22 protein-coding genes, 1 tRNA gene and 1 pseudogene are annotated in these 23,572 nt (G+C 58.1%); 9 read left to right on the forward strand and 15 right to left on the reverse strand.

Features of this window, described 5'->3' with window-relative positions:
* On the reverse strand, positions 1 to 1,042 hold a 1,042-nt coding region (locus TU74_RS14355; protein ID WP_241485570.1), incomplete at its 3' end, for a DUF6531 domain-containing protein.
* 33 nt (positions 1,043 to 1,075) lie between these two features.
* On the opposite strand from TU74_RS14355, the gene TU74_RS24185 reads away from it, so the two are divergent.
* On the forward strand, positions 1,076 to 1,330 hold the full coding sequence (locus tag TU74_RS24185; protein ID WP_157315174.1) for a hypothetical protein: 255 nt from the start codon (positions 1,076 to 1,078) through the stop codon (positions 1,328 to 1,330).
* 182 nt (positions 1,331 to 1,512) lie between these two features.
* Here TU74_RS24185 and TU74_RS14360 read toward each other — a convergent pair whose 3' ends face one another.
* From TU74_RS14360 to dapA, 6 genes are all read right to left on the reverse strand, one after another.
* A complete protein-coding gene (locus tag TU74_RS14360) occupies positions 1,513 to 2,031 on the reverse strand; it encodes an Hcp family type VI secretion system effector (protein WP_048376902.1) in 519 nt (172 codons plus the stop codon).
* Between the two features lie 1,084 nt (positions 2,032 to 3,115).
* Positions 3,116 to 3,205, reverse strand: a tRNA-Ser gene (locus tag TU74_RS14370).
* A 91-nt stretch (positions 3,206 to 3,296) separates the two neighbouring features.
* Complete coding sequence (purC, locus tag TU74_RS14375) at positions 3,297 to 4,010, reverse strand: phosphoribosylaminoimidazolesuccinocarboxamide synthase (protein WP_048376904.1); 714 nt, start codon at positions 4,008 to 4,010, stop codon at positions 3,297 to 3,299.
* Positions 4,011 to 4,038: 28 nt separating this feature from the next.
* Positions 4,039 to 4,797, reverse strand: coding sequence for an MBL fold metallo-hydrolase (locus tag TU74_RS14380; protein WP_047274082.1), 759 nt, complete (start codon positions 4,795 to 4,797; stop codon positions 4,039 to 4,041).
* A 4-nt stretch (positions 4,798 to 4,801) separates the two neighbouring features.
* On the reverse strand, positions 4,802 to 5,917 hold the full coding sequence (gene bamC / locus TU74_RS14385; protein WP_048376905.1) for an outer membrane protein assembly factor BamC: 1,116 nt from the start codon (positions 5,915 to 5,917) through the stop codon (positions 4,802 to 4,804).
* Positions 5,918 to 5,934: 17 nt separating this feature from the next.
* Positions 5,935 to 6,813 carry a 4-hydroxy-tetrahydrodipicolinate synthase gene (gene dapA, locus TU74_RS14390; RefSeq protein ID WP_047293107.1) on the reverse strand — a complete coding sequence of 293 codons (879 nt, stop codon included), beginning with the start codon at positions 6,811 to 6,813 and terminating at the stop codon, positions 5,935 to 5,937.
* Between the two features lie 325 nt (positions 6,814 to 7,138).
* On the opposite strand from dapA, the gene TU74_RS14395 reads away from it, so the two are divergent.
* Positions 7,139 to 7,699, forward strand: a complete 561-nt coding sequence (locus TU74_RS14395) for a glycine cleavage system transcriptional repressor (protein ID WP_047274076.1) — start codon at positions 7,139 to 7,141, stop codon at positions 7,697 to 7,699.
* A gap of 10 nt (positions 7,700 to 7,709) precedes the next feature.
* Positions 7,710 to 8,183 carry a peroxiredoxin gene (locus TU74_RS14400; RefSeq protein ID WP_047274075.1) on the forward strand — a complete coding sequence of 158 codons (474 nt, stop codon included), beginning with the start codon at positions 7,710 to 7,712 and terminating at the stop codon, positions 8,181 to 8,183.
* Positions 8,184 to 8,230: 47 nt separating this feature from the next.
* On the opposite strand, the gene queF is transcribed toward TU74_RS14400, so the two are convergent.
* Positions 8,231 to 9,061 (reverse strand): NADPH-dependent 7-cyano-7-deazaguanine reductase QueF, encoded by an 831-nt coding sequence (gene queF / locus TU74_RS14405; protein WP_048376906.1) that lies wholly within the window; start codon positions 9,059 to 9,061, stop codon positions 8,231 to 8,233.
* A gap of 82 nt (positions 9,062 to 9,143) precedes the next feature.
* Complete coding sequence (gene copI, locus TU74_RS14410; protein ID WP_047293101.1) at positions 9,144 to 9,680, reverse strand: copper-resistant cuproprotein CopI; 537 nt, start codon at positions 9,678 to 9,680, stop codon at positions 9,144 to 9,146.
* A gap of 151 nt (positions 9,681 to 9,831) precedes the next feature.
* On the opposite strand from copI, the gene TU74_RS14415 reads away from it, so the two are divergent.
* Entirely contained in the window at positions 9,832 to 10,512 is a 681-nt protein-coding gene (locus TU74_RS14415) for a heavy metal response regulator transcription factor (RefSeq protein WP_047274069.1), read from the forward strand.
* Positions 10,512 to 11,876, forward strand: a complete 1,365-nt coding sequence (locus TU74_RS14420) for a heavy metal sensor histidine kinase (RefSeq protein WP_048376907.1) — start codon at positions 10,512 to 10,514, stop codon at positions 11,874 to 11,876. Before TU74_RS14415 ends, TU74_RS14420 begins: the two co-directional genes overlap by 1 nt.
* A 63-nt stretch (positions 11,877 to 11,939) precedes the next feature.
* Here TU74_RS14420 and TU74_RS14425 read toward each other — a convergent pair whose 3' ends face one another.
* From TU74_RS14425 to TU74_RS14435, 3 genes are all read right to left on the reverse strand, one after another.
* A complete protein-coding gene (locus TU74_RS14425) occupies positions 11,940 to 13,184 on the reverse strand; it encodes a lipoprotein-releasing ABC transporter permease subunit (protein ID WP_048376908.1) in 1,245 nt (414 codons plus the stop codon).
* Positions 13,185 to 13,245: 61 nt separating this feature from the next.
* Positions 13,246 to 13,929 carry a lipoprotein-releasing ABC transporter ATP-binding protein LolD gene (gene lolD, locus TU74_RS14430; RefSeq protein ID WP_164488093.1) on the reverse strand — a complete coding sequence of 228 codons (684 nt, stop codon included), beginning with the start codon at positions 13,927 to 13,929 and terminating at the stop codon, positions 13,246 to 13,248.
* A gap of 7 nt (positions 13,930 to 13,936) precedes the next feature.
* Positions 13,937 to 15,187 (reverse strand): lipoprotein-releasing ABC transporter permease subunit, encoded by a 1,251-nt coding sequence (locus tag TU74_RS14435; RefSeq protein WP_047293095.1) that lies wholly within the window; start codon positions 15,185 to 15,187, stop codon positions 13,937 to 13,939.
* Positions 15,188 to 15,281: 94 nt separating this feature from the next.
* On the opposite strand from TU74_RS14435, the gene TU74_RS14440 reads away from it, so the two are divergent.
* Together TU74_RS14440 and TU74_RS14445 are read left to right on the forward strand one after the other, a co-directional pair.
* Complete coding sequence (locus tag TU74_RS14440; protein WP_047274058.1) at positions 15,282 to 15,869, forward strand: PilZ domain-containing protein; 588 nt, start codon at positions 15,282 to 15,284, stop codon at positions 15,867 to 15,869.
* 40 nt (positions 15,870 to 15,909) lie between these two features.
* On the forward strand, positions 15,910 to 16,632 hold the full coding sequence (locus tag TU74_RS14445; protein ID WP_047293092.1) for a glycerophosphodiester phosphodiesterase: 723 nt from the start codon (positions 15,910 to 15,912) through the stop codon (positions 16,630 to 16,632).
* A 42-nt stretch (positions 16,633 to 16,674) separates the two neighbouring features.
* Here TU74_RS14445 and sthA read toward each other — a convergent pair whose 3' ends face one another.
* Positions 16,675 to 18,069: a Si-specific NAD(P)(+) transhydrogenase gene (gene sthA, locus TU74_RS14450; protein ID WP_047275673.1), complete on the reverse strand. Its 1,395-nt coding sequence runs from the start codon at positions 18,067 to 18,069 to the stop codon at positions 16,675 to 16,677.
* A gap of 295 nt (positions 18,070 to 18,364) precedes the next feature.
* On the opposite strand from sthA, the gene TU74_RS14455 reads away from it, so the two are divergent.
* Entirely contained in the window at positions 18,365 to 18,928 is a 564-nt protein-coding gene (locus TU74_RS14455) for a chalcone isomerase family protein (protein WP_048376909.1), read from the forward strand.
* A 151-nt stretch (positions 18,929 to 19,079) separates the two neighbouring features.
* Positions 19,080 to 20,378 (forward strand): MFS transporter, encoded by a 1,299-nt coding sequence (tcuC, locus tag TU74_RS14460; protein WP_047293088.1) that lies wholly within the window; start codon positions 19,080 to 19,082, stop codon positions 20,376 to 20,378.
* 79 nt (positions 20,379 to 20,457) lie between these two features.
* Here the strand turns inward: tcuC and TU74_RS23980 are convergent.
* Together TU74_RS23980 and TU74_RS14475 are read right to left on the reverse strand one after the other, a co-directional pair.
* Positions 20,458 to 21,820, reverse strand: a pseudogene (locus tag TU74_RS23980) (IS3 family transposase).
* Between the two features lie 87 nt (positions 21,821 to 21,907).
* Entirely contained in the window at positions 21,908 to 23,371 is a 1,464-nt protein-coding gene (locus TU74_RS14475) for a glyceraldehyde-3-phosphate dehydrogenase (RefSeq protein ID WP_047274047.1), read from the reverse strand.
* Positions 23,372 to 23,572: the final 201 nt, after the last annotated feature.

The raw sequence follows: 23,572 nt of genomic DNA on the forward strand, positions 1-23,572 counted from the left end.
CGTGCAGGTCAAAGCGGGTGGTGAATTCGGTGATCCAGCGCGCGCCCAGGGCGCCTTGATCATAGGCACTCAGGCGTGAGTAGTAGGTGCGTGTCCAGTCAATCGGGAACGGGCCGGGCAAGCTGAAATCCGTGTGGCTGAACGTTTCCGCCCCTAAAGAGAAAAGGATGCTGTTACAAGACCCAACGCATGGGCCATTTTTCCCTGGGTTGGCCGTCTTTTGGGCAGGCACCTCTTTTTTCCGGACTTCCAGCTCACCTTTTCCCTGTATGTAGCGGGCTTTGCTCGTCGTCCCCGTTTTGATGCTACTGCTCAGTGCGTGCGGGTTGCGCAAACGCCATAACTGAACAGCTTTGTTGAGCACGACCAAAAGCGATCCGATGGATCCCTTAAGGGCTGGATCGTTAAGTTTTCTGAGCTGGACGCGCAGCTCGGGCGCCATCGCTATCAAATGCTCAGTCTGCTCGTACACCCGCTTTTTGGCCTGAGCAGGCATCAGAAGTTTGGCCGCCGAGTTGGCCACGCTGGTGCCCGCAGCGACCTGAACATCCCGCAAAGCGCCATAGACATTCGTGAAGATGTAAAACGGGTTGCGCTTGAGCTGCTCAGTGTTGATGGACGTGATGTGTTGCTGCGCGCTGGCAAGACGCCCCTTCACGTCCATGTCACCGTCTACCAGCGCCCTCATTCCTTTGGCGAGGTCCAACACAAGCTCTTCGCCCACCCCCCCTGCCTGCTCCAGCAAATCCGGTAGCTGGCTTTGGGCAATGGTCAGAAAGTGCTCAAGCCGGCCCACAATCGTTGCATTCAGGTGCCCAACCATGATTTCAATCAATGCATCGCCGAGCACTATCTTGCCGGTATGGGCAAGCTCACTACGGGCCAAAGACAAGATTGAGCGCAAGCTCACGCGCGCCGCGGTGGTGCCGGGAAAAGGAGCAACACACACCAGATTGATGCCCAGACTGACCCAGTCGAGCGGGTCGCTGCCACCGTTTTTAATCAGACTCACAATGTCGCCAATGGCATCAGCAAGCGCCATGACATTGCCAACGACCGGAACCAAGCCTGCAACGTGTTGCAGTCGTTCAAGGGTAACCGCCCCGCCGCTGATGTCTTGCAGCCAGGCATCAATGGCGGAAACGTCGCGCCCGACATCTTCGATCTGAACTTCATTGAGCGGAACGATGGCAACTTGGGGCGCACGGGTGTGAGCAACGGCATTTCCAGGGGTCATGAAAGCCTCTCACCCGTCAGCAGGCTGACCAGCTCCAGATCAAAAACAAACGGCCTGCTCAAGGCCTCGCGGCCCTTGAAGGCCACGACCTGAACGTCCGCACCCGCAAGGGTGAGCGTGAAATGGGGTTGATCCGCCGGTGAAAACATCCTGACTCCTCATGCAGTGCTGCAGGCGTGCGTCGCCAAAAAAGAGGCGACGAAAACACATCATTCCGGGGTTAAACCTGCGCACTGACCCACAAGGCGCCCGTGCGCAGAAACACTCAGCCAGCCTTAGCCAGCCACCGGCGAGCGCCAGTCATCGGAACCGGAAGTGCCCGACACTTCGTGGGTCCAGGTGATTTTTCGGTAGGTGAACTCCACGTCTTCCAAGTGCGTGAAGTGCGAATTCGACGGGTCCTGGCAGTTGTGCATGTAGTCCTTGATGTCGACGATGATGGCGTCTTCAAGTTTGGTGGTGAAGTAATGCTCTTGCGTGCCGGCAGCCGAGGTGCGGAACCACTGGATTTCGATTTCGGTCAGGCGCTCGCCCGAGGTCAGTGCGGCCAGCAGCAGCGGCGAGGACTTGTCGAACACCTTGGTGATCTTCACCGGCTTGTGAACACGCTGGCCGGTCGGTTGGCCTGATTGCGGGTCGCGAGGGATGATCACTTCGTGGCTAAAACCCTGCACCATGACCTGGTCTTCATGACCTTCCTGATAGGTGTTGCCCACCGAATCCGCGGTGAATGCACCGGCTGTAATCAGACCCTGTTTGGTGCCGGTGATGGACATGTAAGCTAGCGTCGCCATTGATGCTCTCCTTGCTCAAAAATGAGGACTTGAAAGGCCCAAATGCCACTCAAGTGCTGAATGGAGTAACCAAAGATCGTGCCAGCTTTTATCAAGTCATTTAAAAACAAGGCGTTACGCGAAGTAAGGAATTTTGCTGGTTATTTTTTAAACAAAAACCTTTAAAAAGTGCGCAAGAAGTTGCGCAGTACTGTGCAACTTCTTGCGCACTCGTCTACAGCCCACGGTTTATATGCACCGTGGCCATGTATCCACACAGTTATCCACATTTGAGTGCGCAACTTCTTGCGCAGTTGCGAAAAATGGGCAACTTAAGAAACGCGTCTTTTTAAAGTCTGGTTAGTTTAAAAACAGGCTGTGCTTAGCCCTCAAAATAGTCTTTGAACAGAGCTAAAAACCCGGGGCATTTGGGTAGGCATAACGCCAGAAATTCACCCCCCTTCGCACAGGCTCTTGTGCTACTGGGCAGAACCGACTTCAACGATTGGACGGAAGGCCAGCAAGGCACAAGCAAAGCGCTTTACGTCGAGAAAAAAATCGGCGAATCGTGGATCGCAGACATCAGCACACGTGGCATTGGACTGTTCCCGGCCCCGCTACTAAAACAAGGGCGCGGCCAAAAGACCGTGAATGACATTTTTACGATTGTCAGGCACATCGGGGCCAACGCTTTTGGAGACAGGGCGCTCAGATCCGCCCCCTGTGGGCAGCATCAGTCATGTGGGTACTGATGCCGCCCTTGAGCAGGCCGATCCATTTAGCCGGGAAAAGAGATCGAGGGAATAGACAAAGTAGATCCTGCGCGCATACCCGATGCCCGCAGGAGCATGCTCAACGGCTGGACGGAGCTGTGGTTATCTGACGTGATTGCACTCGTCGTCGAAGACGTGGAGAGCCGTACGGCGCAGGCCGCCAGTGGTTCGAGAATAGAAAGCACCGAAAGCGCGCTCCAGGTTGCGCACCGTCGAACGGATCGACTCGGCCCTGGATCAGCGGGTGTCGAGAATGGCCTTTCATCACATCCCGAAAACGAAAAAGCCCCTGAAATGTTCAACCATTTCAGGGGCTTAGTCGTATTCAATAATGGCGGAGAGATAGGGATTCGAACCCTAGGTACTGTCGCCAGTACAACGGATTTCGAATCCGTCCCATTCGGCCACTCTGGCATCTCTCCAACGGCGCGCATCATAACAGCACTTTTGATTCAGGCAAACCTTATTTTCAAAAAAACTGCGTGCTATCAGATGCTTGCGCGTTTTTACGGCTTAAAGCGGAACGCCCAGGCGGTTTGCCACTTCTTCGTAAGCTTCGATGACGTCGCCCAGACCCTGACGGAAGCGGTCTTTGTCCATCTTCTTGCCAGTGGCCTTGTCCCACAGACGGCAGCCGTCCGGGCTGAATTCGTCGCCCAGTACGATCGAGCCGTCATGGAAGACGCCGAATTCGAGTTTGAAGTCGACCAGCATCAGGCCTGCGTCGTCGAACAGCTTGCTCAGCACCTCGTTGACTTTGAGCGACAGCTCTTTCATGCGTACCAATTGATCGGCCGTGCCCCAGCCAAACGCCACCACGTGGGATTCGTTGATGAACGGGTCGCCTTTGGCGTCGTCTTTGAGGAACAGTTCGAAGGTGTAAGGGTTGAGCTTCATGCCCTCTTCTACGCCCAGGCGCTTGACCAGGCTGCCCGCCGCATAGTTACGCACGACACACTCAACCGGGATCATGTCGAGTTTTTTCACCAGGCATTCGTTGTCGCCCAGCAGCCTGTCGAATTGGGTCGGCACGCCGGCTTCTTCGAGTTTTTGCATGATGAAGGCGTTGAACTTGTTGTTCACCATACCTTTGCGATCGAGCTGTTCGATGCGCTTGCCGTCGAACGCCGAGGTGTCGTTGCGGAACAGCAGGATCAAGCGGTTGGCGTCGTCAGTCTTGTAAACCGATTTCGCTTTACCGCGATAGAGTTCTTCACGTTTTTCCATGATGGGCTCCGCATGCTAAGTAGGTGGGCTAGGCGATTGTGCGCCAGTCTAGCCCTGAATCTTGATCGGCCAGTTGCAGCCAGTCCGGGTCGCACCCAAGGGTGTCGACAAAACATTGCCGGGCCAGCTGCGGCAGGTTGTTCTTGCTGCTCAGGTGGGCCAGCACCAGGTGTTGCAGGTCTTTCCAGCCCAACTCGGCCACCAGGTTTGCAGCCTGATGGTTGTTCAAATGTCCTTCCTGACCGCCCACCCGCTGCTTGAGAAAGTACGGGTAGTGGCCACGGGCAAGCATGTCGCGACAGTGGTTGGACTCGATCATCAACGCATCCAGATCGCGATAGCTGTGCAGCACACCGTCGCAATAGGAACCCAGGTCAGTCAGCAGACCAAAACGTCGCTGACCGTCACTGAATACGTATTGCGTGGGCTCCTGCGCATCATGGGCGACCCGTGTGACGCTGATGCTCAACGCGCCAATCTGTAATGTCTCGCCACCCGCCACGTAACCGGCAGGCTCGAGGGGTTTGCGCATCCCGCGCTGGGTGCCACGGCTCATATAGACCGGCAAATTGTAACGCCGAGACAGTAAACCCACGCCATGCACGTGATCGGCATGTTCGTGGGTTACCAGAATCGCGCTCAGCTGGTGTGGACTGATGCCCAACCGAACCAAACGGCGTTCGGTTTCCCGCAGGGAGAAACCGCAATCGACCAAAACATAAGTGCTGTCGCTGGCTATCAGCGTGCCATTCCCTTGGCTACCACTGCCGAGAACGGCAAAACGCATAGAATCAGCCCAAGTTGTCCTGGATCACGCCCAACACTTTGCGCGCCACTTCTGGCGACGCTACGGTGTTGATGTTCTCTTCGACCGTCACTTGCACCGCGTCGCCCACTTTGCTCAGGCGAACCTGATAACGCTCGGCACGGGATTCAACTTCTTCCTTGTCCGGCTTGCTGCCGAACATACCGGCGAAGAAGCCAGGCTTGTCGTCTTTGTTCTGGGCTTTTTCAGCGAGGTTGATGTAGTACAGGCCCAACGTGCGGTTGATGTCTTCAACGCGCCATTCGCCCTGCTCCAGCGCACGACCCACGCTGGACCACGCACGATCGAGGTCTTCGTTGAGCGTCAGCACCGGGTTGCCGCTGCCGTCTTCGTTCAGGGTTACGCGAGTTGGCGTGTCAAAGTCGCGGGCCGCGAGCAACGACACCGTACCGCCCTTGTCGGCGCTGCGGCTCATGCTGACCAGCATTTCATTGACCAGTGCCGCATCCAGCCCGGCGTTGACCGAACGGTTGGTGAAGTCGACGTTGGCAGTGCTGCCCGCAGGGCGGTTGGCGCTGACCACGTAGATTTCGCTGGTATTGCGCTGCACGCCTGGCTCGATACGGACTCGCAGGCGCGTTTCGCTGTCGGCGGCCAGACCGCTGCTGCCCAGGTGACGGACCATCGAGGAGGACAATTCGCTGGCGCCCTGCCACGTGGAGGTGAACTCACCGGTTTGCGGGCGCTGCTCGTCAATACGGAAGCCGTTGTCCTGGAAGAACTGAAGGGCCAGCGGCCAGACTTCAGAAGGAGAACGCTGCGCCATCAACCAGCGGCTGTCGCCGCTTTTTTGCAGGCTGAAATCGCTCGCACTGGTGGTCGCCACCAAAGGCTGCGGACGCGGCACTTCAAATTCGCCCTTGACGTTGTCATCCGGCACGTTGCTCGGGATCGGCAACAGCGGCACAAGGCGCTTGTCAGTCTGCACACCCGGCGGCAATTGCATTGGCGCCGTTTGTTGCGCCTCCAGATAGTCGCTGCCACGGTCCCGGAAATAACCCTCTGGACCCCACAGCCAACCGCAACCGCTGGTGCTGGAAATAATCACGGCTAGTGCGGAAAGTCCGGCCAATCGCTTCATGCGTAGTGCTTCCTCAATTAAACCAATACGCCGGACTGGCGCAGGGCCTGACGCAGCGGTTCGTGGCAGGCTTCGCTGAGCCAGGTGAGCGGCAGACGGATACCGTCCGGCATCATGCCCATCTCATGCAGCGCCCACTTCACGGGGATAGGGTTGGATTCGATAAACAGGGTTTTATTGAGCGGCATCAACTGTTCGTGAATGGCACGCGCCTTGACGGCATCGCCCGCGATCGCGGCAGCGCACAGATCGCTCATGGCACGCGGCGCAACGTTGGCCGTCACCGAAATATTGCCCTTGCCGCCCAGCAGCATCAGCTCAACGGCTGTGGCGTCATCCCCGGAGTACACCAGGAAGTCTTCGCTCACGCCGGCCAGGATGTCTTTGGCCCGCTGCAGGTCGCCGGTGGCTTCCTTGATGCCGATGATGTTTGGCACCGTCGACAGGCGCACCACCGTGGCAGGCAGCATGTCGCAGGCCGTACGGCCCGGCACGTTGTAGAGGATCTGCGGGATGTCGACCGCTTCAGCGATGGCCTTGAAGTGCTGATACAAGCCTTCTTGCGTTGGCTTGTTGTAGTAAGGCGTGACCAGCAGACAAGCATCTGCACCTGCCTTTTTTGCATTGGCAGTCAGCTCGATCGCTTCACGAGTCGAGTTGGCGCCTGTGCCGGCGATAACCGCGATACGCCCTGCGACTTGTTTGACAACGTGACGAATCACTTCGATGTGCTCGTTCACATCCAGCGTTGCCGATTCACCTGTAGTGCCAACGGCAACAATGGCGTTGGTGCCCTCTTGCAGGTGAAAGTCCACCAGTTTGCTCAGAGCGTCCCAGTCCAGGCGACCTTGTGCATCCATAGGTGTGACCAGTGCCACCATACTGCCCGCAATCATGCAACCGCTCCTGCCGGAAAAAGAGAGCCGTAATGGTACTGGCGCCTTGACCCTTGCACAAGCAACAGCGCGCCCGATGAGCATTCCCCTTCGCGCTGCTTTTCGCTACCCTTCAGCCTTTGATTGGTACTGATGTGCACGCGGGCCTGTTTTATGGCTCTTTATATCGCGCCCAAAGCCCCACCCAAACGCCGCCGTGCCGGGTTCGCACCCTTCGCCAACCTTGTGTGATGGCTGCTGCGTGCGAGGGTTTCGCGCCATAAAGTGCGCCACGGGCAACCCGTGCACCGTCCGTACCGACCACTCATCGTTTTAGGAAGGCTGAATGTCCACCCCCACAGTTCGCGAACAATTCCTTGTCATCAGTGCCCTTGGCGCCAACCCAATGGAGCTGACCAACGTCCTGTGCCGTGCCAGCCATGAGAACCGCTGCGCGGTCGTGACCTCGCGCCTGACGCGCCACGGCGAGTGCAGCGCACTGGTACTGGAAGTCACTGGCAGTTGGGATGCGCTGGCGCGCCTTGAGGCCGGTTTGCCATCACTGGCCAAAAAACACGCATTCACCGTCAACGTGATCCGCAGTGCGGCCCTCGAAACCCGTCCGCAAGCCTTGCCTTACGTGGCGTATGTCAGCTCGGCGTATCGTCCGGACATCATCAATGAGCTATGCCAGTTTTTCATCGACCACAACGTCGAACTCGAAAACCTGACCTGCGACACCTATCAGGCTCCGCAAACCGGCGGCACCATGCTCAACGCCACGTTTACCGTGACCTTGCCGGCAGGCGTACAAATCAGCTGGCTGCGTGACCAGTTCCTTGATTTTGCCGACGCCCTGAACCTCGATGCGCTGATTGAACCTTGGCGTCCACAAAACCCGATGTAAGGAGCGCCCCATGGCTGTAGCAATCGATCAACCCGTCAGCGATTTCCAGATCGCTGCCACCAGCGAGAAAACCGTCAAGCTGTCCGACCTTAAAGGCAAGCAGGTGGTGATTTACTTCTACCCCAAGGACAGCACGCCGGGCTGCACCACTGAAGGCCAAGGGTTTCGCGATCACTACGCGGACTTCCAGGCGGCTAACACGGAAATCTTTGGCGTTTCACGTGACAGCCTCAAATCACACGAAAACTTCAAGGCCAAGCAAGGCTTCCCGTTCGAACTGCTGAGCGACAAGGACGAAGCCCTGTGCCAGTTGTTTGATGTGATCAAGCTGAAAAAGCTGTATGGCAAGGAATACCTTGGCGTGGACCGCAGCACCTTCCTGATCGACAAGGATGGTGTGTTGCGTCACGAATGGCGCGGGGTCAAAGTGCCCGGTCACGTTGAAGCCGTGCTGGAACAGGCCAAGGCGCTGAACAACGCCTGATGCCGCACACTTGCAGGCGCGTCCCCCGCGCCTGCAAGTCAATACGGTTACTGACGCACCAGGCGCAGGTTTTTGAACTCGGCCGTTTCAGTGGAACGGTACGGGTTGATATCCAGCCCGCCGCGACGCACATAGCGCGCATACACGGTCAAGGCCTCGGGCTTGAGCAGGCGTTGCAGGTCGAGAAAAATCCGCTCGACGCACTGCTCGTGAAAATCAGAGTGCTGCCGGAAGCTCACCAGATACGCCAACAGACTGGCGTGATCCAGCGCCGCGCCGCGGTATTGCACCACCACCGTGCCCCAATCGGGTTGACTGGTCACTGGGCAGTTGGATTTGAGCAAATGGCTGTAAACGCTTTCTTCAACCACGTGCGAAGCATCGCACTTCAAAAGCTCCGGACGAGGCTGCGCATAGTCGCTGACCGTGATGTCCAGACCGTCAATGCACACACCCGGCAAAACACCTACGCCATCAGCTTGCACTTCATCCAGCGTCCGTACGCGAACGATGACAGGCTTGCCCGATGCTTCTGACAAGTCAGATGTCAGGGTCTCAAGCAGGCTTGATGTATCCGGGAATACGGTCTGGTTCAGGGAGTTCAAGTACAACTTGAACGACTTGGATTCCACGATGTTGGGCGAATCGGCAGCGAAACAAAACTCGCCGATGGCAACGACCGGTTTACCCGACGGCAACAGCCACGACAGTTCAAAGCAGGTCCAAAAATCCACCCCGATATAGGGCAGCGTCTCGGCGCTCAGACCCAACTCTGCCCATTTCGCGGCACGCGGGATGGGGAACAGCAAGGACGGGGTGTAGGTGCTGATGTATTCACTGGACTTGCCCAGCGGCGAATGTTCGGCTGCGGGATGCATGACAAAAAACCTGGCTAGAAAAACCCCGCAATTCTATCGGGTTTACGCCCGGCTTTCAGCGCCCGCAGACGAACTTCACGATTTAAGGCGCTACTTTGAGCGTCCCGACCATGCCTGCCTGGTAGTGGCCGGGCACATTGCAGGCAAATTCGAGGTCGCGAGTACCGCTGAACGTCCAGGTCAGCTCAGCGGTTTTGCCCGGTTCGACCAGCACGCTGTTGGGGTCATCGTGGGCCATCCCGGTCATGGGCAGAGAACCCTGCCCCATCGCACCATGGTCCATGCCGGCGTGGTGCATACCTGTGGTGGTCATCGCCCCGCTTTGCTGCATCTTGAGCATTTCTTTCTGATGTTCGGCGTGCATCGCGGCATCGCCCAGGTTGAACTCATGCAGCAGTTGGCCCTTGTTGATCAGCACAAAGCGCACGGTTTCACCGGCTTTCACCTCAAGGGTCTTGGGCGAGAACGCCAGATCGGTCATTTCGATGTTGACCGTGCGCGTAGCGCTGGCAGCCGCTGCTGGCTGGCCAATATCCGCATGACTGCCCGGCGAGGCAACGGCCGACACACTGAATGCCAACACACACGCCGCAAAGGCCAAACGATTACGTAGGGTCATAGGTACTCCAGAAGGCTACTATTCGAACATTCCCTGACTTTAAACCTCGGTACTGGCAGTCAACTGACCGAAAGATTACAACTTTGTCAGGATTACCCTTCACCACACGCGCCGCTGTATAAGGCTGAGGTATTTTTTTGATAGGTCGCCCATGAAACTGCTGATTGTTGAAGACCAGCCCAAAACCGGGCAATACCTGCGACAGGGCCTGAGCGAAGCGGGTTTCATCACCGAACTGGCTGCTGACGGCATCACTGGCCAGCACTTGGCCCTGACCGGCGACTATGCGCTGTTAATCCTCGATGTGATGCTCCCCGGTCGCGATGGCTGGCAAATCCTGCAAGCGGTGCGCAGCGCCGGGCTGGACATGCCGGTGCTGTTTCTCACCGCCCGCGATGCCGTTGAAGACCGTGTTCACGGCTTGGAGCTGGGGGCCGACGATTACTTGGTCAAGCCCTTTGCCTTCTCCGAGCTGCTGGCGCGCGTGCGCAGCCTGTTGCGGCGCGGCAGCAGTACCACCCAGGAAACCAGCCTGCAACTGGCCGACCTGCGCCTGGACCTGATCCGCCGCCGCGTAGAACGCAATGGCCAGCGCATCGACCTGACCGCCAAGGAATTCTCGTTGCTGGAGTTGCTGCTCAGGCGTCAGGGGGAAGTGCTGCCCAAATCGCTGATTGCCTCTCAGGTGTGGGACATGAATTTCGACAGCGATACCAATGTCATCGAAGTCGCCATCCGCCGCCTGCGCCTGAAAATCGATGACAGCCACGACCAAAAGCTGATCCACACCGTACGCGGCATGGGCTACGTGCTTGAAGAGCGCACGCCGTGATGCGTCGCCTGTCGCTGAGCAGTCGTCTGGCGTTGCTGTTTGCGGGGTGTACGGCAGTGGTATCGCTGTTCGCCGGGGTGCTGTTCGGACGCGCCAGCGAAGTGCATTTCGTCGAACTGGACCAGCAACTGATGGAAGCCCGGCTGGCAGGGTTGCGCAGCACGCTGAACGGCGTAAGCACCCTCGACCAGTTCTCCCGGCGCCTGCCGGTGTTGCTGCAAGATTTGAGTCATCAGCCCGATCTGAGCATTCGCGTGCGCGGCCCCGACGGTCACCCGTGGTTTGACAGCTCAACCAGCCTGCCCAACGATTTGCCCACCACCCCCGGCCTGGGCAGCCTGCAAATAAAGGGCACCGATTATCGCGTGCTCAATCCCCAGCCCGAAACGCCGGATGCACCCCGCTTGACCTTGCTCCTGGACATCACCCATCACCAGCATTTCTTGCAGCGCATGCAACGCTTGATCTGGATGACCGTCGGCCTCTCGGCGTTGGCCACCGCCATTTTGGGGGCGTGGGCGGCGCGCAGTGGCTTGCGCCCGTTACGCCGCATGAGCGCGATTGCGGCCAGTGTCTCCGCCGATTCGCTCACTGCGCGCTTACCTGAAGCGCAAATGCCTACGGAGCTTGCGGACTTGGCGCACGCCTTCAACGCCATGCTGGAGCGGCTTGACGCGTCATTTCAGCGCCTTTCAGCGTTCTCCGCCGACATCGCCCATGAGCTGCGCACCCCGCTCTCCAACGTGCTGACCCACACTCAGGTGACGCTGACCCGGCCACGGGACATTGATGCGTACCGCGAGGCCCTGCACAGCAACCTCGAAGAACTGCAATGGATGGCACAGCTGGTTAACGACATGCTGTACCTGGCCAAGGCCGACCACGGCCTGCTGACACCCAGACGCGAGCCGCTGGACCTGGCACACGAGGTGGAGGCCCTGCTGGAGTTTTATGCGCTGCTGGCAGAAGAGTCGCAGATTCAATTGACCCATGAAGGCAGCGGCCAGTTGGCGGGCGACCGCAGCATGCTGCGCCGCGCCCTTTCCAACCTGCTGGATAACGCCTTGCGCTACACGCCCGCCGGTGGCGAGATCAAGGTGTGCATGGTGCCCACGGCAGACCGCTTGCGTATCACCGTGGAAAACAGCGGGCCTGGCATCCCGGCAGCGTTACTGCCGCGCCTGTTCGACCGCTTTTACCGGGCGGACCCGGCACGCCGGGAAGGCAGCAGTGAACACGCAGGCTTGGGGCTGGCAATCACCCAATCGATTATTCGCGCCCATGGCGGGCAGATCACCTGTGAGTCACAGGCCGGGATGACGCGGTTTGTGATTGAACTGCCTACAAGGGCGCAGTCGCTGTAGGCACTGGCGCTGGCTGCATGCCGTCGATCATCAAGCCTGCAGCCTGTGCGCACATGCGAGGGATCAGGAGTAACGCAATGCGTGAGCCGGCTGGATTTTCGCCGCGCGGTACGCCGGGTACAGCGTTGCCAGGAAGCTCAGCACAAAACCCGCCGTGCAAATCAGCAGCACGTCACCGCCTTGTAACTCGGACGGCAGGTTGCTGACGAAGTAGACGTCTGAACTGAAGATGTGTTGCCCGGACACCCGCTCCATCCAGCCCACCAGCGCGCTGACATTCAACGCGGCAATCACGCCCAGCACGCCACCGATCAAGGTGCCGACAATCCCGATCACCGTGCCCTGCACCATGAATATGGCCATTATCTGACGCGGCGTGGCGCCGATGGTGCGCAAGATCGCGATGTCAGCCCCCTTGTCGTTCACCACCATGATCAAGGTGGCGATGATGTTGAATGCCGCCACGGCCACGATCATCAGCAGCAGAAGACCAATCATGGTTTTTTCCATTTTCATGGCACTGAACAGGCTGCCCTGGGTGTGCGTCCAGTCGTCAGCGCGGTAGGCATCACCCAACCCGGCGACCACCTCGGCCGAGACCTTGGGCGCGGCATACAGGTCCTTGACGGCCAGACGCACGCTTTGGACCTGATTCGGCGCCCAGCGCTGCATGGTTGCTGCATCCTCAACGTGGATCAGCCCCATGGAACCATCCAGTTCGGCCCCCACTTTGAAGATCCCGACCACGTTCAAGCGTTGCAGACGCGGGGTGATGCCACCCGGCGCGGTGCTGGCTTCGGGCACGATCAGGGTGATCTTGTCGCCGACGCCCAACCGGAAACGCCGCGCCGTGATATCACCCAATACCACGCCAAATTCGCCGGGCTTGAGGTCTTCCATGCGCCCCTGCACGATGTGCCGGGTCACGATGGACACCTGGCCTTCGAGTGCCGGATCAACGCCGCTGATCTGAATCGGCTGCATCGACCCTTTATAGGAGAGCATCCCTTCCATCTCGGTGAACGGCACTGCGGCCGTGACCTCGGGGTTTTTCATGGCGGCTTCAGCCACCGGGCGCCAGTCATCAATGGGCTTTATGCCCACGACAGTGGCATGGGGCACCATGCCAAGGATGCGGTTACTCATTTCACGCTGAAAACCGTTCATCACCGAGAGCACCACAATCATGGCCAATACGCCCAGGGCGAGGCCGATCATCGAGGTCATGGAGATGAACGAAACAAAACGATTGCGGCGCTTGGCGCGGGTATAGCGCGTGCCGATAAAAATCGATAACGGTCTGAACATTCGCGGGCACCGTAAAAAAATTAAAGACCCGGCACCGGTCAGGGTGCCGGGTTTTGGCCGATCAAATCGTGGTCAGGCGACCTTCTTGAAGGTGCAACACGCGATCCATCTGGCGGGCCAGGTTCATGTCATGCGTCACCACCAGGAACGCGGTACGCATCGAGGTGCTGAGTTCGAGCATCAGGTCCTGAATGCCTTGCGCGGTATGAGCGTCAAGGTTGCCGGTAGGCTCATCGAGCATCACCAGCCCGGGCTTGTTCACCAACGCGCGGGCGATGGCCACGCGCTGGCGCTCGCCACCGGACAACTCGGCCGGCTTGTGCTCCAGACGGTGGCTCAGGCCGACACGGGTCAACAGTGCCGTGGCCCGCTCCCGCGCTTCGGGAATCGATGTCTTGCCGATCAACAGCGGCATGCACACGTTTTCCAGCGCCGTGAACTCGGGCAGCAAGTGGTGAAACTGGTACACGAAACCCAGTGAACGGTTACGCAACTGGCCACGGGCCTTCTCGCCCAGCGCCGACAGTTCTTCACCCGCCAGCCACACACTGCCGGTAGTCGGCGTGTCGAGGCCACCGAGCAAATTAAGCAAGGTACTTTTGCCCGAGCCCGAGGTGCCGACGATGGCCACACGCTCACCCGGGTGCAACTCCAGTTGCAGGCCCGACAACACCACCACTGACTCCGGGCCTTCCTCGTAGGACTTGCCCAGGTCGCGGCAACTCAACACTGCTTGTTCTTTCATGCCCAACTCACTCATAACGAAGCGCCTGCGCAGGCTGGGTGCGCGCAGCACGCCAGGCCGGGTACAAGGTCGCGAGGAAACTCAGAACCAATGCCGCGCCACAGACCATCAACACGTCCTGCGTCTGCAATTGCGACGGCAGGTAGTCGATGAAGTACACGTCGGCGTTGAGAAACTTGTGGCCGATCAGCCCTTCAAGGGCCGAGATCGCCGCGCTGACATTCAAGGCCGCCAGCATGCCCAGCACCGCACCAATGGCAGTGCCGACCACGCCGATCACGGTGCCCTGCACCATGAAAATGGCCATGATCGTGCCCGGCGTGGCGCCCAGCGTCCGCAGGATCGCGATATCGCCCTTCTTGTCGTTCACCACCATGACCAGCGTGGAAATGATGTTGAAGGCCGCCACGGCCACGATCAGCAACAGGAGCAGGCCGATCATGGCTTTCTCCATGCGGATGGCCTGATACAGGTTGCCGTGAGTGCGGGTCCAGTCACGGGCGTAATAACGGTCATCCCCCAGCTTTTGGGCGATTTCCCACGCTGTGCGAGGCGCCTGGAACAGGTCGTCGAACTTCAGGCGCAACCCCTGGACCTGATCGGGCTTCCAGCGCTGCAAACGCGCCAGGTCCTGCAAATGGGTAATGCCCAGATAGCCGTCGATTTCACCGGCGCCGACATGGAAAATGCCCTGCACCGTGAAGCGTTTCATGCGCGGAAACATGCCCGCCGGGGTCACCGTGACTTCCGGGGCCACGAACGTCAGTTTGTCGCCAACGGCCACGCCGAGCTTTTTCGCCGCCTTGTCGCCAATGATGATGCCGAAGCCGCCGGGCGTCAGTGAATCGAGCTGACCTTGCAACATGAACCGGTCAATGATCGACACCTTGCGCTCTTGCGCGGGGTCGATGGCATTGAGCAGGACTTTTTGCACGTTGCCATCATGGGTCAGCAGGCCCTGCATCTGGGTGTAGGGCGCCACCGCCTCCACCTTCGGATTCTGCCTGACCTGGGCGGCCAGCATTTGCCAGTCACTGATCGGCTGGTCGCCGACGATGGTCGCGTGGGGCACCATGCCCAGCACACGGGTGCGCATCTCATGATCGAAGCCGTTCATCACCGACAACACCACAATCATCACGACCACGCCGAGGGCGAGTCCGATCATTGAAGTCAGAGAAATGAACGACACAAAGTGATTGCGACGCTTTGCACGGGTATAACGCGTGCCGATAAATACGAAGAGAGGTCTGAACATGTCGGGGCTTGTTCGAGGGAAAAGAAGACGTCCTTGTGGCGGGGCCTGATAAGCAGCTTTACACTCAGACCACAGCCGCCACCATGGGTTCGCCATGTCGACATTAGATGAAGCAGATCGCCGCGAATACTACCGTATCGATGATGTGATCGCACTGGAAATAACCCCGCTGTCGGCACCTCAAGCCGCGAGCACTGAAGTGTTGCAGGATGCTTCGCCTTTATTCAATTTACTCAGTGAGTTACACCTGAGCGAATTCGAGTCGCAGCACCTGCTGCGCCAGATCAGCGAACGCGACCGCACCCTCTCCAGCTACCTCAAAACCCTGAACAAACGGGTCGACTTGCTCAGCCAGGTGGTCGCACAAACCGTACTGGGCAAGATTGGCGAGCTGCAACCGGTCAAGCTGTCCGAAGGCGGCATTGAATTCGAGCATGCAAACGCCTATTCGCCGGGCACCCACCTCTCGATCAAACTGGTGCTGATGCCGCAAGCGCTGGGGCTTCTGTTGCGCGCCAAGGTCACCCATTGCACCCCACGCAACGGCCAGTTCGAGATTGGCACCGAGTTTGAAGCTATCACCGACGCACAGCGTCAGTTGCTGGCCCGTTACATCTTGCAAAAACAGGCCCAGGCACGCCGTCTGGCCCGTGAACAAAACGAAGCAGCCGAAGAAGAGTAAGCGCGTCCCGGCGCTGTGAATTGTGTATTAAGGAGCAATTGTGACCCTGATTTATGGCCATCGCGGCGCCAAAGGCGAAGCACCCGAAAACACCCTCGCCAGCTTCGAGCAATGCCTCAAGCACGGCGTGCGCCGCTGCGAACTCGACCTGCACCTGTCCAAGGACGGTGAGCTGATGGTGATTCACGATCCGACGCTCAAGCGCACCACCGACCGACGCGGCAAGGTGATCGAACACACCGCAGCCGATCTCGCGACCTATGACGCACGCAAGGGCGGCCCGGGCTGGGTGCATCCGTGTCCGATTCCACGACTCGAAGAATTGTTTGAAAAGTGCGACTTCGAGCATTGGCAGCTGGAAGTCAAAAGCGCGTCCCGTACGCGGGCAGCGACCACCGTGCTGGCGATTCGCGAAATGGCCCAGCGCCACGGCCTGATGGACAAGGTCACCGTGACCTCAAGTTCCCGTGAAGTGCTTAAGGCAGCTATCGAACTGACACCGGATCTGTCCCGCGGACTGGTTGCCGAATACGCCTGGCTCGACCCGCTGAAGGTCGCGCAAAGCTATGGCTGCGAGCTGCTGGCATTGAACTGGACACTCTGCACCCCGGAGCGCCTGGAAAAAGCCCAGCGTCAGGGTTTGCATGTGTCGGTATGGACAGTCAACGAGCCTGCACTGATGCGCAGACTCGCTGATTTCGGCGTAGATAGCCTGATTACAGACTTTCCCGGTTTGGCCACTGCCACCCTCGGGAATAGCTGAAATCGGTCTCCCCGGCCGGCTCAGGCCACCGGCCGGAGCCGCTTAAAAAAGCCGGTTAAGGCCGTCGTAAGCCGCTACCCGATAGGCTTCCGCCATGGTCGGGTAGTTAAACGTGGTGTTGACGAAATACTTCAGGGTATTGAGCTCACCCGGCTGGTTCATGATCGCCTGACCGATGTGCACGATCTCCGAGGCCTGATAGCCGAAGCAATGGACGCCCAGTACTTGCAGGGTTTCACGGTGAAACAGGATTTTCAGCATGCCTTGCGGCTCGCCGGCAATCTGGGCACGCGCCATGCCCTTGAAGAACGCCTTGCCCACTTCGTAAGGCACTTTAGCCTGGGTCAGTTCTTGCTCGTTCTTGCCGATCGAGCTGATCTCCGGAATGGTGTAAATGCCGGTCGGCACGTCATTCACGAAACGCCAGCTGCCGTTGTCCACGATGCTGCCGGCAGCCGAGCGACCCTGGTCGTGCGCTGCACTGGCCAGGCTCGGCCAGCCAATCACGTCGCCAGCGGCGTAGATGTTAGGCACCACTGTGCGGTAGTTTTCGTCCACGCTGATCTGGCCGCGACCATTGGGCTTGATGCCAATGTTCTCCAGCCCCAGCTGGTCAGTGTTGCCGGTACGGCCGTTGCACCAGAGCAAGGCATCGGCCTTGATCTTCTTGCCGGACTTGAGGTGCAAGATCACGCCATTTTCGACGCCTTCAACACGCTCGTACTCTTCGTTGTGGCGCACGGTGATGTTGTTGTTGCTGAAGTGGTAGCTCAGCGCCTGCGAGATTTCGGAGTCGAGGAAGCTCAGCAGTTGCTCGCGGTTGTCCACCAGCTCAACCAGCACGCCCAGACCACTGAAAATCGATGCGTATTCGCAACCGATTACACCCGCGCCGTAGACGATCAGCTTACGCGGGGTGTGGCCCAGGCTGAGGATGGTGTCGCTGTCGTAGATGCGCGAGTGGGTGAAATCGATATCGGCCGGGCGGTACGGGCGCGAACCGGTAGCAATGATGATCTGCTTGGCCATCAGCGTTTCGACCACGCCGTTGGCGCAGACCACTTCGATGGTTTGCTCGTCGGTAAAACTGCCGGTGCCGAAGAACAGGTCAACACGGTTGCGGGCGTAGTAACCGGTGCGCGAGGTCACTTGCTTGGAAATCACTTTCTCGGCGCTTTTGAGCACATCCGGGAAAGAAAACCAGCGGGGTTCACCGATGGCCCGAAACATCGGGTTGGTGTTGAACTGCATGATCTGCCGGACCGAGTGACGCAGAGCCTTGGACGGGATGGTGCCCAAGTGCGTGCAGTTACCGCCGACCTGACGCCGGCTGTCGACCATCGCCACCTTGCGCCCTGCTTTTGCGGCGTTCATTGCCGCACCTTCTCCTGCCGGGCCGGAACCCAGTACCACTACGTCGTAGTTGTAGACAGCCATGCGTACTCCTCAGAACGGGCCGCGACGCATTTTCAGGCGCCTGCGGCTAAATCATGACGCGGCCGGCGCCATGAAGGATCAAAACGTGGGGCACAGTCTATAGAAGCCTGAACGCGGCGAACATTAACCCTTGGTCTCGTCGTAGGCTAATTTTGTGTTCACTACATCCAGAACTGACCTTAACTCTCTTCAAGAGGCAGTGACGGGTTGCGCGGGATGTAGAATCCGCAGCCGTCTCAACCTTGATCGCGGCCCAGAGCCGCCGCGCCCACTCCCCCCCTTCAGAGAGCCCCTTATGCGCCATTTGTTGATCGCTCTGTTGCTGATGAACAGCCTTACCTGCCTGGCCGACGAGGCAAAACCGATCAAGAAGGCGAACTTTCCTACTCAATTAAAAGACGGTTCTCAAACCCTACAGCGCAAAGGTCAAATCGTGCTGACGTACCTGTGGGCCGATGTCTACGCCGCGGCCCTGTTTGCACCTGCCAACATCAGCCCCCGGGACGCCTTTGAGCAGTTGCGCGACCTGCGCCTTGAGCTGTTTTATCTGCGCGACCTTGATCACAGCGACATCACCACCGCCTCTGCCACCATCCTCAAGCGTCAACACTCGCCTGCCACGCTGAGGACCCTCGAAGCGGGATTAAAAAAGCTACAGGGCAGTTTTGCCAACATCCAGCGCGGTGACCGCTATGCCCTGGATTACGACCCCGCTCGCGGCCTGAACCTGGAACGCAATGGTCAGGTCATCTTCACCAGCACTGACAAAGCGCTCGCCAAAGCGTACCTGGGCATTTGGCTCGCGCCCGAAGGCTTGCCCGAGCCACTGCGTCAAACCCTCTTGGCGCAAACACCCTGAGCACTCGGTAGTCACTTCATTAGTTGCCTACACATCTTGATACACATATGGTTACAAAACTGTTTGTCTGACTGGCGCAGGCCCGGACCAGACAGTGTGGACGACTAAAAACATGGATACGCATAAAACAGATAACAGCGGGTGATTTCTGATGGCCTCCAGTGCAGGTAAAGGCAAGGCGATTTTTCGCGTTGTCAGCGGTAACTTCCTCGAAATGTTCGACTTCATGGTCTTCGGCTTTTACGCCACAGCCATCGCCAACACCTTCTTTCCAAGCAATAACGCCTTCGCTTCCCTGATGCTCGCGCTGGCCACGTTCGGTGCCGGCTTCTTGATGCGCCCGCTGGGTGCAATCTTCCTGGGCGCCTACATTGACCGCCATGGCCGACGCAAAGGGCTGATCATCACCCTCGCCCTGATGGCCATGGGCACTGTGCTGATTGCCTGTGTGCCGGGTTATGCCACGCTGGGCGTGGCGGCGCCGCTGCTGGTGCTACTGGGGCGTTTGTTGCAAGGGTTCTCCGCCGGTGTGGAGCTGGGTGGCGTCTCGGTTTACTTGTCAGAAATCGCCACGCCGGGCCGCAAAGGCTTTTTTGTCAGCTGGCAGTCCGCAAGCCAGCAGGCCGCGGTGGTCTTTGCCGGGCTGCTCGGCGTCTGCTTGAATCACTGGCTCAGCCCACAGGACATGGGTGAGTGGGGCTGGCGCATTCCGTTTTTGCTGGGCTGCCTGATTGTCCCGGTGATTTTCGTCATTCGCCGCTCAATGGAAGAAACACCCGAGTTTGAAGCGCGCGAACATCGCCCTACCCTGCGGGAAATCATTCGTTCGATCAGTCAGAACTTTGGACTCGTCTTGGGCGGCATGGCGCTGGTGGTCATGACCACCGTGTCGTTTTACCTGATCACGGCCTACACCCCGACCTTCGGTAAAGCTGAACTGAACCTGTCGGATTTTGATGCACTGCTGGTGACGGTCTGCATCGGCGCCTCCAATTTCTTTTGGTTACCGGTGATGGGCTCACTGTCTGACAAGGTCGGCCGCAAACCCTTGCTGCTGGGCGCGACCATTCTTGCGATCCTGACCGCCTACCCGGCGTTGTCCTGGCTGGTGGCCAACCCGAGCTTCAGCCACTTGCTGATCGTCGAACTGTGGCTGTCCTTCCTGTACAGCTCGTACAACGGCGCGATGGTGGTGGCGCTCACCGAAATCATGCCGGTCGAGGTGCGGACCACGGGCTTCTCGCTGGCGTATAGCCTGGCGACCGCAACGTTCGGTGGCTTTACCCCGGCGGCGTGCACCTACTTGATCCACGTACTGGACAACAAGGCGGCCCCTGGTCTGTGGCTGACCGGCGCCGCCGTGCTGGGACTGATTGCCACCGTGGTGCTGTTCCGTGGCAACACACATGAACGGCGTACAGCCAAATCGGCCGTGACCAGTCACGCGTGATATCGCTGTACTGACGCCATAACACACCTACAAAAACGCCCCGAACTGAACTGACCCCATTAAGTTGGACAGTTTGAAGCTAGGGCCTTACGGGCTGGGTTCTGTATTGAACAGGACTCAGCCCTTTTAGCTTCAGCTTTATGCGTTCGTGATTGTAATAGTGGATGTAATCATCCAGCCCAGCCTTCAACTGGTCAACGCTGGTGAAGCGGTTCAGATAGTAAAACTCGGTTTTCAGCGTGCCGAAAAAGCTCTCCATCGTCGCATTGTCATAGCAATTTCCCTTTCGCGACATACTCTGACTCAACTCTCTTTCCTCAAGCTGACGTCGATAGGCGGCCATCTGGTAGTGCCAGCCCTGATCTGAGTGAAGCATGGGTTTCTCATGCGCTTTCAAGCAGCTCAGCGCTTTTTTGAGCATGTCGCTCACCATCGAAAAGCGAGGTGCGGTCTCCATTTGGTAGGCCACAATTTCGCCGTTATACAGATCAAGAACAGGCGAAAGGTACAGTTTCACCCCGCGACCTTGAACTCTGTAATGTCAGTCACCCATTTTTGATTGGGCTGCTCGGCTTCAAACCCACGCGCCAAATGGTTAGGCGCTATACGGCCTACAGGGCCTTTATAGGCGCGGTATCGCTTGGGTCTGACGAGCGATTTCAGCTGTAGCTGCCCCATGAGGCGCTGGATTTTTTTGTGATTCACCACAGTGCCTAAGTGACCGATAGCGGCTGTGATGCGCCGATAGCCATAACGGCCCTTGTGTTGCTCAAATACAGATTTGATCTGCGTCTTGAGCGAGGCGTGCTTGTCCACCACCTGCAAAGCTTTCTGCTGGTAGTAAAACGTACTGCGTGCCAAGCCAGACGCTTGAAGCAAACCGTCCAATGGGTAGTGCAGCCTCAATGCCAGAACTATTTGCGCTTTTTGGCGCGTGCAGCCAGTTCGTCTGCCTGGATCAAGGCTTTCAGCTTTTTTAAATAAGCGTTCTCCATCCGCAAATACTCCACTTCGGCGAGCAGTTGCTCACGAGACGGCGAGTCAGCATCACAAGAAGTGGTAACAGGTTTGGATGGCTTTTTGGACATTTTGGCTGCAGGACCTGGTTTGCGAGAGGTCAAAGCCTCAATGCCGCCACTGTAATACTGGCGCTCCCAAATACCTACCTGATTGGCGTTGCGAAGGTCGAACAAAGCCGTCGTCTCGCGATAAGACAGCTCATCACGCCACATTCGTTGCAAGACAGAAAGCTTGAAGCCTGGGCTGTATCGGCGATGTATTTTTTTAAGGCTTGCGGCACCGTGGATGCGGTAGCTGGCGACCCACCGGCGCAGCATTCCAAACTCTATTTCATGCTTGTCAGCGGCCACTCGATAGCTTGTGCCGCCAGCAAGGTAAGAGGTTATTGCTTCAAGCTTGAATTGCTCTGAGTATTTGCTCATGAAAAAACACCCCAAAAGTCAGGACGGGTGTCCAACTTTTGGGGTGCAGTTCAAACCAGTCGGGGCGTTTTCAAGTGCGGCAGTCGCTTAGCGCGGGAACGCTGGCGGGTTAACCCCGGCCATGTCTTCCATCACGCGAACCACCTGGCAGCTGTAACCGAACTCGTTGTCGTACCACACGTACAGCACAACGCGGTTGTCGTTGCAGATTGTTGCTTCCGCATCAACCACACCCGCATGACGCGAGCCAACGAAGTCAGTGGAAACCACTTCCTGCGAGCTGACAAAGTCGATCTGCTTGTGCAGTTCGGAGTGCAGCGCCATGTGACGCAGGTACTCGTTCATTTCTTCACGGGTAGCCGGCTTCTCAAGGTTCAGGTTGAGGATGGCCATCGACACGTTAGGCGTAGGCACACGGATCGCGTTACCGGTCAGCTTGCCAGCCAGCTCAGGCAGCGCCTTGGCCGCAGCAGTAGCAGCGCCGGTCTCGGTGATAACCATATTCAGCGCAGCCGAACGGCCACGGCGATCGCCTTTGTGGAAGTTGTCGATCAGGTTCTGGTCGTTGGTGTACGAGTGAACCGTTTCAACGTGACCGTTCACAATGCCGAACTTGTCATTGACGGCTTTGAGCACCGGCACGATGGCGTTGGTGGTGCAGGAAGCAGCCGAGATGATTTTGTCGTCAGCGGTGATCTCACCGTGGTTGATACCGTGAACGATGTTCTTGAGTTTGCCTTTGCCAGGCGCGGTCAGAACCACACGATCAACGCCAGGGCACGCCAGGTGCTGGCCGAGACCGTCGGCGTCACGCCATACACCGGTGTTGTCCACCAGCAATGCGTTTTGAATGCCGTACTGGGTGTAGTCCACCTCGGTCGGATTCTTCGCGTAGATCACCTGAATCAGGTTGCCGTTGGCGGTGATGGTGTTGTTTTCTTCGTCAACCACGATGGTGCCGTCAAACGGGCCATGCACGGAGTCACGACGCAACAGACTGGCACGCTTGACCAGATCGTTATCGGCGCCTTTGCGCACTACGATCGCACGCAAGCGCAGGCCGTCGCCGCCGCCGGTTTTTTCGATCAGGATGCGCGCCAGCAGGCGGCCGATACGGCCAAAACCGTACAGCACAACGTCGGTGCCTTTACGGGCGTCAGCGTTTTGCTGACCCACAACGTCGGCCAGTTCTTCACGCACGAACTGCTCGGCGGTACGGCCATTGCCTTCGGTCTTGAACTTGACGGCCAGCTTGCCCAGGTCTACCGAAGCAGCACCCAGCTTGAGTTCGCTCATCGCTTTGAGCAGCGGGAAAGTTTCGTGCACGGACAATTCGATGTCATCGGACTGACGATGACGCGCAAAGCGGTGAGCTTTGAGAATCGCAATGACTGAACGGTTGATCAGGCTGCGGCCATAGATCGAGCTCACCACGTTGTTATTGCGGTAAAGCTGACCAATCAGCGGAATCATCGCTTCTGCGAGTGCTTCACGGTCGATCCATTCACCAAGACACTGGTCGGGCTTCTGAGTCACGGGAACCTTCCACATGTAGGGGCTGAAAAAAGGGGCTACATTATGCCGCCGCCTCTGGCCATGGGCAATGTGCGCCTGTCATGCGGGTTGACTGAAACGATTAAGCCCCAATATTTACAGGTGAAAAAAAAACACTATGCACCGTTTTCCCTCGCCTTCTAAGGGCTTGCCAAGGGGGGACGGACTGCGTTTTACCGTTTCCCCGAAGGATTTGGC

This window comes from Pseudomonas lundensis (assembly GCF_001042985.1).
In the GTDB taxonomy this organism is placed as follows: domain Bacteria; phylum Pseudomonadota; class Gammaproteobacteria; order Pseudomonadales; family Pseudomonadaceae; genus Aquipseudomonas; species Aquipseudomonas lundensis.